This window comes from Pseudomonas sp. PHC1 (genome assembly GCF_046487845.1).
In the GTDB taxonomy this organism is placed as follows: Bacteria; Pseudomonadota; Gammaproteobacteria; order Pseudomonadales; family Pseudomonadaceae; genus Aquipseudomonas; species Aquipseudomonas sputi.
The window spans coordinates 51,996-66,565 of record NZ_JBJXHJ010000007.1 but is presented as its reverse complement, the minus strand read 5'-3'; the positions used below and the strand labels follow the sequence as shown (position 1 = coordinate 66,565).

The 14,570-nt window shown below is 61.0% G+C and carries 10 protein-coding genes; 7 read left to right on the top strand and 3 right to left on the bottom strand.

Features of this window, described 5'->3' with window-relative positions:
* Positions 1–93: 93 nt before the first annotated feature.
* Together ACKJSM_RS12235 and ACKJSM_RS12230 are read left to right on the top strand one after the other, a co-directional pair.
* Positions 94–324: a DUF4160 domain-containing protein gene (locus ACKJSM_RS12235; RefSeq protein WP_236182094.1), complete on the top strand. Its 231-nt coding sequence runs from the start codon at positions 94–96 to the stop codon at positions 322–324.
* Positions 312–812 carry a helix-turn-helix domain-containing protein gene (locus ACKJSM_RS12230; RefSeq protein WP_410237595.1) on the top strand — a complete coding sequence of 167 codons (501 nt, stop codon included), beginning with the start codon at positions 312–314 and terminating at the stop codon, positions 810–812. The genes ACKJSM_RS12235 and ACKJSM_RS12230 overlap by 13 nt, the downstream gene beginning before the upstream one ends.
* Here the strand turns inward: ACKJSM_RS12230 and ACKJSM_RS12225 are convergent.
* Positions 809–1,885 (bottom strand): DUF748 domain-containing protein, encoded by a 1,077-nt coding sequence (locus ACKJSM_RS12225; protein WP_410237593.1) that lies wholly within the window; start codon positions 1,883–1,885, stop codon positions 809–811. The genes ACKJSM_RS12230 and ACKJSM_RS12225 overlap by 4 nt on opposite strands.
* A 128-nt stretch (positions 1,886–2,013) precedes the next feature.
* Between ACKJSM_RS12225 and cysK the strand changes: the two genes are divergently transcribed.
* The 3 genes from cysK (at position 2,014) to ACKJSM_RS12210 (ending at position 5,387) form a co-directional block, all read left to right on the top strand.
* A complete protein-coding gene (gene cysK, locus ACKJSM_RS12220) occupies positions 2,014–2,988 on the top strand; it encodes a cysteine synthase A (RefSeq protein WP_085605613.1) in 975 nt (324 codons plus the stop codon).
* Positions 2,989–3,175: 187 nt separating this feature from the next.
* Positions 3,176–4,114 (top strand): aspartyl/asparaginyl beta-hydroxylase domain-containing protein, encoded by a 939-nt coding sequence (locus tag ACKJSM_RS12215; RefSeq protein ID WP_236182097.1) that lies wholly within the window; start codon positions 3,176–3,178, stop codon positions 4,112–4,114.
* A gap of 409 nt (positions 4,115–4,523) precedes the next feature.
* Positions 4,524–5,387: a DMT family transporter gene (locus ACKJSM_RS12210; protein WP_236182098.1), complete on the top strand. Its 864-nt coding sequence runs from the start codon at positions 4,524–4,526 to the stop codon at positions 5,385–5,387.
* Between the two features lie 57 nt (positions 5,388–5,444).
* On the opposite strand, the gene ACKJSM_RS12205 is transcribed toward ACKJSM_RS12210, so the two are convergent.
* Together ACKJSM_RS12205 and ACKJSM_RS12200 are read right to left on the bottom strand one after the other, a co-directional pair.
* Positions 5,445–6,353, bottom strand: a complete 909-nt coding sequence (locus ACKJSM_RS12205) for a DMT family transporter (RefSeq protein ID WP_410237591.1) — start codon at positions 6,351–6,353, stop codon at positions 5,445–5,447.
* 84 nt (positions 6,354–6,437) lie between these two features.
* Positions 6,438–8,063, bottom strand: coding sequence for a methyl-accepting chemotaxis protein (locus ACKJSM_RS12200; RefSeq protein ID WP_410237589.1), 1,626 nt, complete (start codon positions 8,061–8,063; stop codon positions 6,438–6,440).
* Positions 8,064–8,483: 420 nt separating this feature from the next.
* Here ACKJSM_RS12200 and aceK point away from each other — a divergent pair, with 420 nt between their 5' ends.
* Both aceK and hrpA read left to right on the top strand, forming a co-directional pair.
* Positions 8,484–10,205 (top strand): bifunctional isocitrate dehydrogenase kinase/phosphatase, encoded by a 1,722-nt coding sequence (gene aceK, locus ACKJSM_RS12195; protein ID WP_236182101.1) that lies wholly within the window; start codon positions 8,484–8,486, stop codon positions 10,203–10,205.
* Positions 10,206–10,378: 173 nt separating this feature from the next.
* A complete protein-coding gene (gene hrpA / locus ACKJSM_RS12190; RefSeq protein ID WP_410237587.1) occupies positions 10,379–14,290 on the top strand; it encodes an ATP-dependent RNA helicase HrpA in 3,912 nt (1,303 codons plus the stop codon).
* The last annotated feature ends 280 nt before the right edge of the window (positions 14,291–14,570 follow it).

Genomic DNA, 14,570 nt, shown 5'->3' with positions numbered 1-14,570 from the left:
TATTCAGTCTCTGAATGGGGCGTCACATGTTGACTCAGTTTCGGCACGAGGCCAGTATTCCAGGTATCGCCGATTTGGCGATAGCCTTCGGGCATGACTACCAAATACCGATTTCGCGAAAAATACCGCATTCAGTTGCGCGAGACGGATCACCCGCCACCCCATGTTCACCTGACCGGTGGTGGAGTGGATGTGATGCTGAGCCTGGAAACCGTCGAGGTCATGATGGGCAAGGCACCGCCGCTGATTGTAAAGGAAGCGTTGGCGTGGGTTTCGGCCCATCAGACGCAATGGCTGGAGGACTGGAAACGATGTTACCCATGAAGCGGCCTAGATTGGCGGCGGTGCAGGCTATTGGCGATGCTTGTCTGTCGCTGACCTTTATTGACGGCCAACGGCTGAACCTGGATTTGAGCCGCGATCTGCAAACCTATCCGGGGCTCGCTCCGCTACTGGACGCTGAAGTGTTCGCAAGCGCTGAGTTGGGTGACGACGGCTGGAGCGTGGAGTGGCTGGAACCAGATATCCAGATTGGTGCCGATACCTTGTACCGGGACGCGCTCGCGCAAAATGCGCCCGACGAAAACACACGGATTTTCATGGATTGGCGCGCTCGCACCGGTCTACCGTTGAATGAGGCGGCCGAAGCGTTGGGTGTTAGCGCCCGCAGCATCAGTCGCTACAGTAATGGTCGGGAAGCGGTGCCGCGATCATTGGCCCTGGCCTGTCTGGGTTGGGATTCGTTGCAGGAGAAGCCTGCACTGATCGCGGCAGAGGATACCGGGCGCTACATCGTCAACCGTAAAACTTAGCCCGCATCCGGCTTCGGCCGTTCATACCGGGCATTGAAAGCCTGAATGAATCCGTTGCGCAAAATCTGCAAAAACGCTTCGAACGCGTTGATATCTTGCTGGTGCACGCTGCCGCTGAGTTCGACTCGGGTGGCGAACTGGTTCTTGCCCTGGTTTTTCAGCACGGTTTCCGTGCCGCCGACCAGTGCTTCCCAGATCGAGCGGAAGATCCCCTTGTTCTTGTTCTCGACATCCTGCTGCCAGTTGAACACGTCGACGTCGCGCAGCAGCGGTTTGATGTAACCCTTGAGCTGGCCCTTGTCGGCAGCGGCTTCGATGACCACGTCGCCGTGGCCGGCGTTGAAGTCGAATTTGCCGTAGGCCGAGGCGAAGTCGTTCATGCGCTTGAGTTCGATATCGCGGGCCCGCAGGCGAAATTCGAAGTCTTCGAAATTGCTCAGCGGGTCGAAGGTGGCTGTGGTTTCCAGCGGGGCATGGCCCAGCAACAGGGCCTTGCCTTCGAAGCGAGCGTCGCGTTTGCCTTCCTTGTCGACCACGTTGGTCAAGTTGTAGATGCTGGCGTCGACGTTGGTTGCATTCATGTTTACCGGTGGTTTGGAGTTGAAGTTGCGAAAGTTCATGCGCCCATCGCTGATCTGCACTTCGTCGAGTGTGATGGGCAACAGTTTGCCCAGTTGCTCACGCCAGTCAGTGCCCTGACCGGTCTGGGAGTTCTGCTTGTTGGCGCCGCCGTCGACGAAGTTCACCTGAGGTTTAAAGAATTTCACCTGCGCCACGACAGCATGGTCATACCAAAGCGAGTGCCAACTGACAGACAGGTCGATAACCGGCGCATCGACGAATGGCACCGGCACCTTGCCGTCGGCCTTGACGATTTTCAGGCCATTGATCTTGTAGGCGCCGCGCCAGAGCGCCAGGTCGACGTCGGTGATCTGGCCGCGGTAGTCGCCCATGGTGGCCAGCTTGTCATTCAAGTAGTCACGCACGAGGTAGGGCAGGGCGATGTGCAGGGTGACCAGCAGCACAACGACGGCGGCGAAAGTCCACAACGGCCAACGGTAGCGACGCTTCATGGCAGCAAATTCCAAACGGTATAAAGCGATTGACTGCCGCCTGCCGCAGACGTTCGGCCCGACTGGACTGACAAGGGCAACAGGCTTACCTTGGAGCGCTGAATTCAACGCTGCACAAGGACCCAGCCATGAGCCGTATTTTTGCTGACAACGCCCACTCCATCGGCAACACGCCGCTGGTGCAGATCAACCGCATTGCGCCCCGTGGCGTGACCATTCTGGCCAAGATCGAAGGTCGCAACCCGGGCTACTCGGTCAAGTGCCGGATCGGCGCCAACATGATCTGGGACGCCGAAAGCAGCGGCAAACTCAAGCCGGGCATGACCATCGTCGAGCCGACCTCCGGCAATACCGGCATCGGTCTGGCCTTCGTGGCGGCCGCACGCGGCTACAAGTTGCTGCTGACCATGCCGGCCTCGATGAGTATCGAGCGGCGCAAGGTGCTCAAGGCGCTGGGCGCCGAGCTGGTACTGACCGAGCCAGCCAAAGGCATGAAAGGCGCTATCGAAAAGGCCAACGAAATCGTGGCCAGTGACGCGGGCAAATATTTCATGCCGGCTCAGTTCGATAATCCCGCCAACCCGGCCATTCATGAAAAGACCACCGGTCCGGAGATCTGGAATGACACCGATGGCGCCATCGATGTGCTGGTGGCGGGCGTCGGCACCGGCGGAACCATCACCGGCGTGTCGCGGTATATCAAGAATACGGCAGGCAAACCGATTCTGTCGGTGGCAGTGGAGCCTGTGTCTTCGCCGGTGATCACCCAGGCGCTGGCGGGCGAAGAGATCAAGCCGAGCCCGCACAAGATTCAGGGCATCGGTGCCGGTTTCGTGCCGAAAAACCTTGATCTGTCGATGGTTGACCGGGTCGAGTTGGTGACGGATGACGAGTCCAAGGCCATGGCCCTGCGCCTGATGCAGGAGGAAGGGATCCTGTGCGGTATTTCCTGCGGCGCGGCCATGTCGGTCGCGGTGCGTCTGGCGGAGACCCCGGAAATGCAGGGCAAGACCATCGTGGTGGTGCTGCCGGATTCCGGTGAGCGTTATCTGTCGAGCATGTTGTTCAGCGATTTGTTCACCGATCAGGAAAACCAGCAGTAAATGGCGCGTTGATTCAGGTCAGCCAGGGTTCAGGATCGTTATGTTAATAAGTGCTTTGTTGCGCAATTCTTAACACTGAATCTTGGGTCGGGCGGGTTTTTCCCGGAGCCGGTAGTGTTTATCATGGCCGGCCGCCATCTCGGGCAAATGACATGGCGTGGCGTTGTCTTATTTCAAGGAGTTGTTGATGACCTTTTCGTTAGCCGCCAAGGTGTCGGTGTTGCTGCTGTTCGTGGGCAGCATCCTCTACGTGCATTTGCGCGGCAAGGCGCGTTTGCCGGTGTTGCGGCAGTTCGTCAACCACTCGGCGCTGTTCGCCCCGTATAACGCCTTGATGTACCTGTTCTCGGGCGTGCCGTCCAAACCGTATCTGGATCGCAGCAAGTTTCCGGAGCTGGACGTGCTGCGCGATAACTGGGAAACCATTCGCGACGAAGCCATGCATCTGTTCGACGAGGGTTATATTCGCGCCGCCGAGAAGAACAACGACGCCGGTTTCGGCTCGTTCTTCAAGAAAGGCTGGAAGCGTTTCTACCTCAAGTGGTACGACAAACCGCTGCCATCGGCCGAAACCCTGTGCCCGAAAACCGTGGCGCTGGTCAGTGCCATCCCCAACGTCAAAGGCGCGATGTTCGCGCTGTTGCCGGGCGGCAGCCATTTGAATCCGCATCGCGATCCGTTCGCCGGCTCCCTGCGCTATCACCTGGGCCTGTCGACGCCCAACTCCGACGAGTGCCGGATCTTCGTCGACGGCCAGGTCTACGCCTGGCGCGACGGTGAAGACGTGATGTTCGACGAGACCTACGTGCACTGGGTCAAGAACGAAACCGAACAGACCCGCGTCATCCTGTTCTGCGACATCGAGCGGCCGCTGAGCAACCGTCTCATGACCCGCATCAACCGCTTCATCAGCGCCTGGCTGGGCCGTGCCACTGCGCCGCAGAACCTGGACGACGAGCGTGTCGGCGGAATCAACCAGGCTTACGCCTGGAGCAAGACCTTCAGCGACAAATTCAGCGGGGCGGTCAAACAGTGGAAGCGCCGCCATCCAAAGGCCTACCGTGTGATGCGGCCGGTGCTGGCGGTGGCGGTGTTGACGCTGCTGGGGTATTGGCTGTTTGGTTGAGGCCGCGAAGTACACAAGAACCGCTCGTTTGAGCGGTTTTTTTGGGGTCTCTTTCCAATTCATTGCAATCCATGTCCCGCGCTGGTTATAGTCGGCGCTCCCGAGTCGCACGACTCACTGTCCACCCCTTCAGAAAAGATCAGCCCAGATGCCTGCATCCCTCATCAACGCGGTAGTCGATTCAGCGGTCAACGCTGGCGTCGTGCCGTGTGGGAATCAGCAGCCTGTGCAGATCAGTCATTACCCTCCACCTGTCAGTAGCACGCCGGTGTGCGCAGTCGTATCACCGCCGGGCGTTGGTGTTTCGGGCTGATCAGCGTTTTCTGCTGACCCCTGTGCCCGCCTGAAAAAACCTACTGAATTTCAGCTTCGGCTGAGTTGGCTATTTGCCTGACGACAGGTGGTATTCATGTTTGTCCTTTCGAAAAAATCCGCGCTCGCGGCGGCGTCCACGAGCCTGTTCGTCCTGCTGTGGAGCAGCGGGGCGATCTTCTCCAAGTGGGGGCTGGCCCACGCTTCACCCTTTGCCTTTCTGCTGATCCGTTTTGGCATTGCTCTGTGTGGGCTGGTGCTGCTGGTGCCGTTGCTCAAGTTGAGGTTGCCCAAGGGCGGCAAGCCGATGTTGTACGCGATGGCCACCGGCGTGGTGCTGTTGGGGGCTTATCAGATCTTCTATCTGCTGGCGTTGGACCTGAAGGTCACCCCTGGCGTGATGGCCACCATCATGGGCGTGCAGCCGATACTCACGGTGGTGATCATGGAACGGCAGCGCTCGGCGAGCCGGATCTTCGGTCTGGCGCTGGGGCTGGCGGGCCTGATCATGGTGGTTTACCAGGGTATCGGCCTGGCCGGGATGTCGCTCGCGGGGATGCTGTTCGGTCTGCTGGCGCTGGCGAGCATGACCTTCGGCTCGATCATGCAAAAGCGCATCACCGACAATCCCCTCGGCACACTGCCGGTGCAATACCTGGCCGGTCTGCTGCTGTGCGGGATCTTCGTGCCGTTCCAGCCGTTTCACTTCGAGCACAGCGCCGGTTTCATCGTGCCGGTGTTGTGGATGGGACTGGTGGTTTCCGTGCTGGCGACGTTGCTGCTGTATCGACTGATCGCCCGGGGCAATCTGGTGAATGTCACCAGCCTGTTCTATCTGGTGCCAGCCGTGACGGCGGTGATGGACTATCTGATCTTCGGCAATCGCCTGGCCGCATTGAGCGTACTGGGGATGCTGTTGATCATCGTCGGTCTGGTGTTCGTGTTCCGTAAATCGGCTTAACCGCCGCGCATGAAAAAGGCCCGGGAGGAAACTCCCGGGCCTTTGTGCATCGGCGAATCAGCGGGTGGCGATTTGTGCGGGTTTGACTGCCGCCGGTTTCAACACCAGCCACAGCGCAATGGCAATCAACACCCCGCCATACACATGGGCCATCGACAGCGGCTCATCGAGAAACAGCGCCCCCCACAACACGCCGAACGGCGGAATCATGAAGGTCACGGTCATCGATTTCACCGGCCCGATGGAACTCAGCAGGCGGAAGTAAATAATGTAGGCAAACGCGGTGCAACCCAGACCCAGGCCCAGCAACGACAGCCAGACATTCCAGCCGCCCCAGCTCACCGGCGGCGCAGTGATGACGCTGTAACCGAACAGCGGCACCAGAAACACGGTCGCACCGAGCATGCTGCCCAGCGCCGACAGACGGCTGTCGAGCCCGCCGGCCTGATCCAGCCAGCGTCGGGCGAGAAACCCGGCGAAGCCGTAGCAGGTGGTTGCGAGCAGGCAGGCAACGGCGCCCATCAGCAGGTGCAGATCGAACGCGACCGGGCCGGCGCGGGTCAGCACGCCCACCCCGAGCAGGCCGAGGAACACCCCGGCGAGTTTGGCCAGCGTGAGTTTTTCACTGAAGAACAAGCCACCGATCAACACACCCATCAGCGGAGTGGTGGCATTGAAGATCGCCGAATAACCGGCGGGCAGCACCTGAGCGGCGACCGAATACAACGTCGCCGGCACGCCGGAGTTGATCACGCCGAGCAGCATCACGGTCTTGAGCTTGCCTTTGAAATCCCAGCTGATGCGCATCAGCCCGAGAATCACCAACAGGCCGACGGCGGCAATCGAAACCCGGAAGAATCCGGTCGGAATCGTACCGATCGCGGGAGCGATGATGCGCATGAACAAGAAGCTCGCGCCCCAGATGGCAGCCAGCGACAACATGCGGAAAATATCGACAGGGCTCACGGGCCACTCCTTCCTTGATCGGGACGAGAGTGTTGCCGAGGGCCCCGGCGATGGCAACCGCTAATCGGGCCTTTAATTGTCTGATCAGATCACGAAACGCGTGACCAGAGCGTTCAGGTCGACGGCCAGGCGCGACAGTTCCTGGCTGGCGGCAGACGTCTGGGTGGCGCCGGCAGCGGTCTGGGTCGACAGATCGCGGATGGTCACCAGATTCTGATCGACTTCCCGCGCCACCAGTGCCTGCTGCTCGGCGGCACTGGCGATCACCAGGTTACGCTGGTTGATCTGCGAGATTGACGCGGTGATTTTCTCCAACGCCTGACCCGCGCTGTTCGCCCGACGCAGTGTATGGCTCGCTTGTTCGGCGCTGCTTTGCAAAGCCCCGACAGTGGCGCCGGTGCCTTGTTGGATGCTGCTGATCATCAGCTCGATTTCTTCGGTGGAGTTCTGCGTGCGCTGGGCCAGCGAGCGGACCTCGTCGGCAACCACTGCAAAGCCACGCCCGGCCTCGCCGGCCCGCGCGGCTTCAATCGCGGCGTTCAGGGCCAGCAGGTTGGTCTGCCCGGCGATGCCGCGAATCACTTCCAGCACTTTGCTGATGTCCTGGGCCTGAGTCGCAAGGCCCTCGGCCTGTTCGGAGGCGCCGAGCACCGCGCTGACCAGTTCCTGAATCGAACGGATGGTCTCGCTGACCTGTACATGCCCGTGCTTGCTGTCCTCGTTCGACGCTTCGGAGGCCTGGGCACTGGACACGGCATTGGCGGCCACTTCATCCACCGCCGTGCTCATCTCGGTGACCGCCGTGGCGGCCTGTTCGATCTGATCGTTCTGCTGCTGCAGGCCGCGGGTGCTCTGTTCCATCACCGAACTCATTTCCTCGGCGGCGGAGGCCAGTTGCTGGGCCGATTCGCTGATGCCGCGAATGGTCGAGCGCAGATTGCCCTGCATCTGCGCCAGCGCCGTGAGCAACTGCGCCGCTTCATCACGACCCTCGCTGTCGATGTGGCCGCTGAGGTCTCCCGAAGCAATCCGCCGTGCCACGTTCAGCGCCTGGTCGATCGGCGCGGTGATGCTGCGGGTCAGCAGCCAGGCCAGCAACAGCGTGGCAATCAGGGCGATGACGATGATTGTGGCGACGATCCACAGCGCCTGCTGGTACATCGCCGCCGCGGACTTGGCGGCGGCATCGGCGCCTTGCTGGCTGAGGCTGACCATTTGCTCCAGCGTCTTGTCGAGCACTGTGCCCTGTGGCGCCAGTTCATTGCTCAGGCGGGTGTAGGCCAGTTCGCTTTGTCCGGCGTCGATCTGTTTGATGATCTGGTCGAGGATGCTCAGGTACTTGGCGGTGTCGGCGCTCAGACCTTCCAGCATCGCCCGCTCCTGATCATTGGCGATCAGGGCCTTGTGATCGTCGAGGTGCTTGAGCAATTCCTGGCGTTGCGCGGTGAGAATGCCTTTGCTGCGTTCGCGGACGGCCGCCTGGGTGCTGGTGATCAGGCGCAGGGATTCGAGGCGGATGCTGGCGATGTTCGCCGCTGCGTCATGGATGCTTTCGATGCTGGGCATCCACGATTCCTCGATCACTGCCGCGCTCTCGCGCAGGGTTTTCATCTGGCCCAGACCGAACAGGCCGACCACCACCAGCAGACTGGCCAGAACGGCAAAACACAAACTGGCGCGCAAACCGATGCGCAGATTCCGGATAGACATCAATGTGCTCCTTGGGCTTTGGGGGGGAGAGGTCGTCCTCGTGGGCCGAGGATCTTGTTGTGAGGCGGGAGATGGGTGGGCTGTATATCAAAGTGCCACTATCTTGGTAAGGCTAATTTTTGACAGTTCTTGCACGCGATGGACAGGAATGAACAAGCCGTGCAAAAGCGCGGATTAGAGATGTCGCTGCTGAATTGGATCCGAAGCCCAGAGAAATCGCGGGCTGGCGCCCAGTGCTGGGGAGAACTCGAAGGGACGTTTGCTGACCGAACGGTCGATTAAAAAAACTTTGATAAAAACGGTGTAGTTGTACAACCCGCAAGAGGATTTGGCAGAAATTGCGCTTCTCCTGCGCCCGCTTCCGTGGCTAAGCTCAGGCCTTCGAGCACAGATTCGTCAATTCCCGCAGAGGTCTCATCTATGCCGCAGCAATGGCCAGCCACCGACATCGCCCGTCTGATCCTCGATGGCTTTGACGATTACCGCGAGCATTTCCGGCGGATCACCGACGGCGCCCGCGAGCGTTTCGAGCAGGCCCGCTGGCAGGACACGCAAACGGCGTCGGCGGCGCGGATCAACCTCTACGAAGAGAAGGTCGGTGAAACCGTCGCCCGCCTGCGAGAGTATTTCGAGCCGGACACCTTGATGGACGTCACTTGCTGGCCGCTGGTGAAAAGCGCCTACATCAGCATCATCGATCTGCGCTTTGACGATGAGCTGTCCGAGACCTGGTACAACTCGATTTTCTGCGGCCTGTTCAGCCACGACCTGATCAGCGACGGCTGCATGTTCATCCACACCACGCGCCCGAGCCTGCGCCGAGCGCGGGCCGCACAGACCCGCACCTACAAGCCCCATGGGCAGATTTCGGGCATGCTCGCGAGCATCTTTGCCGATTACCGCTTCAGCGAGGCCTACGCCGATTTGCCCGGCGACTTGCTGCGTCTGGAAGCGCAGCTGCGCGAGAACCTCCCGGACTGGGTGTGCAAGGACCCGGAGCTGAGCGTCGAGCTGTTTTCCTCGGTACTGTACCGCAACAAGGGCGCGTACCTGGTCGGGCGCATCTACACCAACGACGATCAGTGGCCGCTGGTGATTCCGCTGCTGCACCGCGAAGGGCGCGGGATTCAGATCGACGCGCTGATCACCGACGAAGCGGAAGTGTCGATCATCTTTTCTTTCACCCGTTCGTATTTCATGGTGGATGTGCCGGTGCCGGCGGAGTTCATCGGTTTCCTCAAGCGCATCCTGCCGGGCAAGCACATCGCCGAGCTGTACACCTCGATCGGTTTTTACAAACACGGTAAATCCGAGTTCTACCGCGCCCTGATCAATCATCTGGCCAATACCGATGACCAGTTCATCATGGCGCCGGGTGTGCGTGGCATGGTCATGAGCGTGTTCACGCTGCCAGGCTTCAACACCGTGTTCAAGATCATCAAGGACCGCTTCTCGCCGTCGAAAAACGTCGACCGCGCCACGGTGATCGAGAAGTACCGACTGGTGAAAAGCGTCGACCGCGTCGGGCGCATGGCTGACACCCAGGAATTCGCCGACTTCCGCTTTCCCTTGAGCAAGTTCGAGCCGGCGTGCCTGGCGGAACTGCTGGAAGTCGCGCCGTCCACGGTGTCGCTGGAAGGCGAAACCGTGCTGATCCGCCACTGCTGGACCGAGCGCCGGATGACCCCGCTCAACCTTTACCTGGACAACGCCAACGAAGCCCAGGTGCGCGAAGCATTGGAAGACTATGGCCTGGCGATCAAGCAACTGGCGGCAGCCAATATCTTCCCCGGCGACATGCTGCTGAAGAACTTCGGCGTCACCCGCCATGGCCGGGTGGTGTTCTACGACTACGACGAGATTTGCTTTCTCACCGAAGCCAACTTCCGCCACATTCCGGCACCGCGCACGCCAGAGGACGAAATGGCCTCCGAACCGTGGTACTCGATCGGACCGCTGGATGTGTTTCCCGAGGAGTTTCCGCCGTTCCTGTTTGCCGATGCGGCGCAGCGCAAGCTGTTCGATCAGTTGCATGGCGAGCTGTACAACGCTGATTACTGGAAGGGGCTACAGGAGGCGATTCGGGCCGGGAAAGTGATTGATGTTTTCCCGTATCGCCGTAAAGGCCTCGATAACGAGTAGCCCTGACTGATCGTTCCCATGTCGAGGCGTCGAACCGTTCGCGTGGGAATGCCTCACCGGACGCTCCGCGTCCCCGGTTGCATTCCCACGCAGAGCGTGGGGACGATCACAGGGTGGTGCAAATCTGCGACAATCGGCCCCCTGCACAAATAGACGACCGAATTGCGTACCCGATGACCGACGAATCGCCCTCCATCGACAAACTGCTGAAAAACCTCGATCACGCCATGCTTGCCGACCGCCACCGGCTGCGGCGGCAGTTGCTTGAGCTGCGCAAGAAACCCGACGAGGCCAAACTGGCCCAGTGGGTGGCGCGCATGCAGGCGTCCTGCGATCAGGTGCTGGCGCGCAAGGCCAGCCTGCCGGTGATCCGTTACGACGACAGCCTGCCGATCGCGGCCAAGCGTGACGAAATCAAAAAGGCCCTGGAAAAGCACCAGGTGCTGATCATCGCCGGCGAAACCGGCTCGGGCAAAACCACCCAGTTGCCGAAAATCTGTCTGGAAATCGGTCGCGGCCAGCATGGCCTGATCGGCCACACCCAACCGCGGCGGATCGCGGCGCGCAGTGTGGCCAGTCGGGTGGCCGAAGAACTCGGTACGCCGCTGGGCGCACTGGTCGGCTATCAGGTGCGCTTTGAAGATCAGAGCGATTCCAACACCCTGATCAAACTGATGACCGACGGCATCCTGCTGGCGGAAACCCAGAACGATCGCTACCTCGAACGCTACGACACGATCATCGTCGACGAAGCCCACGAACGCAGCCTCAATATCGATTTCCTGCTTGGTTACCTGAAAACCCTGCTGCCGCGTCGCCCGGACCTGAAAGTCATCATCACCTCGGCGACCATTGATCTGGAGCGCTTCTCCAAGCACTTCGACGATGCGCCGATTGTCGAAGTGTCCGGCCGCACCTTCCCGGTGGAAACCTGGTATCGCCCGCTGACGCTTGAGCAGGACGAAGAGGGCAACCGCGTCGAAGATGACCTGACCGTGGATCAGGCGATTCTCGCCACCCTCGACGAAATCGCCGCGTATGAACGCAGCGAACGCCGCAGTCCCGGCGATGTGCTGGTGTTCCTGCCCGGCGAGCGCGAGATTCGTGACGCCGCCGACATGCTGCGCAAGGCCCAGCTCAAACACACTGAAATCCTGCCGTTGTACGCGCGCCTGTCGCCGGCCGAGCAGCAGCGGATCTTCCAGTCCCATCCGGGGCGTCGCGTGGTGCTGGCGACCAACGTCGCCGAAACCTCGCTGACCGTGCCGGGTATCCGTTACGTGATCGACAGCGGCACCGCACGCATCAGCCGTTACAGCTATCGCGCCAAGGTTCAGCGGCTGCCGATCGAAGCGATTTCCCAGGCCAGTGCCAACCAGCGTAAAGGTCGTTGCGGCCGGGTCGAGCCGGGTATCTGCGTGCGCTTGTACAGCGAAGAGGATTTCCTCGGTCGCCCGGAATTCACCGATCCGGAAATCCTGCGCACCAACCTCGCGGCGGTGATTTTGCAGATGCTGCATTTGCGCCTCGGCGAGATCACCGATTTCCCGTTCATTGAGCCGCCGGACGGCAAGGCGATCAGCGACGGTTTCAACCTGCTGCAGGAATTGTCGGCGGTGGATCGCAACGGTCAGTTGACCCCGCTGGGCCGCCAACTGGCGCGTCTGCCGGTGGACCCGCGCATGGGCCGCATGCTGCTGGAAGCGGCGAAACTCGGCAGCTTGCAGGAAGTGCTGATCGTCGCCAGTGCCATGTCGATTCAGGACCCGCGCGAGCGTCCGCCGGAGCGTCAGCAAGCGGCTGACCAGGCCCATGCCCAGTGGAAGGACGTCGATTCGGACTTCGCCGGGCTGGTCAATCTGTGGCGCGGTTTTGAAGAGCAACGCCAGGCGCTGACGGCGAGCCCGCTGCGCAACTGGTGCCGCAAGAATTTCCTCAACTACCTGCGCCTACGCGAGTGGCGCGATTCCCATCGCCAGTTGAGCCTGATCTGCCGCGACTTGCAGCTGAGCCTGAATAAAGAACCGGCGGATTATCCGAAGCTGCACAAAGCGGTTTTGGTCGGCCTGCTCAGCCAGATCGGCCAGAAAACCGAGGACGGCGACTATCTTGGCGCCCGTCAGCGGCGGTTCTGGATTCACCCGTCGTCGGGCATCGGCAAGAAGCGTCCGCAGTGGGTGATGACCGCCGAACTGGTGGAAACCACCAAGCTTTACGCGCGGATGGTGGCCAAGATCGACGCCGACTGGATCGAGCCGCTGGCCGGGCACCTGATCAAGAAAAACCACTTCGAACCGCACTGGGAGAAGAAGCGCGGCCAGGTCGTCGCGTTCGAACAGATCACCCTGTTTGGCCTGATCGTGGTCGGTCGTCGACCGGTGCATTACGGCCCGGTGGATCCGCTGGTCTCGCGGGAGCTGTTCATCCGCGAAGGTCTGGTGCGCGGCGAGATACAGTCCCGGGCCAAATGCCTGGCCGCCAACAAGCAATTGCTTGAGCAACTCGACGAACTGGAAGCCAAGGCCCGCCGCCGGGACATTCTGGCCGATGAGGAAACCCTGTTCGCCTTCTACGACGCGCGACTGCCGGCGGAGATTCACCAGACCGCGACGTTTGACAGCTGGTATCGGGTCAACAGCCAGAAAAATCCGCAACTGCTGATCATGCGCGAGGAAGACGTGCTGGCCCGCGAAGCCAGCGAAGTCACCGCCCAGCATTACCCGGACACGCTGCACATCGGCGATCTGGAACTGGCCCTGAGTTACCACTTCGAACCGAATCACCCGCGCGACGGCGTAACCCTGCGTGTGCCGGCGCCGCTGCTGCCGATGCTGCCGCCGGAGCGCCTGGAATGGCTGGTGCCGGGGCTGATCGAGGCCAAGTGCATCGCGCTGGTGCGCAACCTGCCCAAGGCGTTGCGCAAGAACTTCGTGCCGGTGCCGGACTTCATCAAGGCCGCGCTGCAGCGCATGATCTTTGCCGAAGGTTCGTTACCACAAGCCCTTGGCCGTGAACTGCTGCGCATGACCGGTGCGCGGGTCAGCGATGAAGCCTGGGCGGAAGCGGCGCAGCAGGTTGAAAGCCATCTGCGAATGAACCTGGAAATCGTCGACGGCCAGGGCAAGTTCCTCGGCGAGGGCCGCGATCTGGCGGAGCTGACCGCACGTTTCGCCGAAGCCAGCCAAGCTGCATTGGCAGTGCCGCAGAGCGCGAAAAGCCAGCAACCGGTGGAGGCCAAGGTCTTTGCGCCGGTTGCGCAAAAGACTCAGCAGAAAATCGCCGGGCTGTCGATGACGGTCTACCCGGCGCTGGTGGAGGAAGGCGGCACGGTCAAGGAAGGTCGCTTCTCGACCCCGGCCGAAGCCGAGTTCCAGCACCGCCGTGCCTTGCAACGCCTGTTGATGCAGCAGTTGGCCGAACCGGCCAAGTTCCTGCGCGGCAAATTGCCGGGCCTGACCGAGCTGGGCCTGCTGTACCGCGAGCTGGGTCGGGTCGATGCATTGGTGGAAGACATTCTGCTGGCCAGTCTCGACAGCTGCATTCTTGATGGTGAAGACCCGCTGCCCCGCGACGGCGCTGGTCTGGCCGCGTTGGCCGAGCGCAAGCGTGGCAGCTGGACCGAACACGCCGAGCGAGTGGCGCGCCTGACCCTGGAAATCCTCAAGCTCTGGCACGGTCTGCAAAAGCGCTTCAAGGGCAAGATCGACCTGGCTCAGGCGGTGGCGCTGAACGACATCAAGCAGCAACTCAGCCATCTGGTGTATCCGGGCTTCGTCCGGGAAACGCCGATGCTCTGGCTCAAGGAGTTGCCGCGTTACCTGAAAGCAGTCGAGCAACGTTTCGAGAAGCTGGGCGCGCAGGTGCAGAAGGATCGGGTCTGGAGCGGCGAACTCGCCGGGCTCTGGACGCAATACCAGACCCGCGCGGCCAAGCATGCGCAGGAAGGCAAGCGCGATCCGCAGCTCGAGCTGTATCGCTGGTGGCTGGAGGAATATCGGGTTTCGTTGTTCGCCCAGCAGTTGGGAACGAAAGTGCCGATCTCCGACAAACGGCTCAACAAGCAGTGGACGCAGGTGGAACCCTAGCGAGTGCCTGATCGCTCCCACGCTCTGCGTGGTAGCGCTTCCCCGGACGCTCTGCGTCCGCTTTTGGGACGCGGAGCGTCCCTGGCTGCATTCCCACGCGGAGCGTGGGAACGATCAGCAAAAGGCGCCAAAAGCCAAGGTTTATGGCAAACTTCGCGCCTATAAACGCCGGCCCCGCGGTTTTGAGCCTTCTCGAGCGCGGGCGAGGTCGGAATAAAGCGATGCCCGGTTTTTGCGTCCCTTGATACGGGAATGGACCCTTTGCGTGTTGGCACGTCGG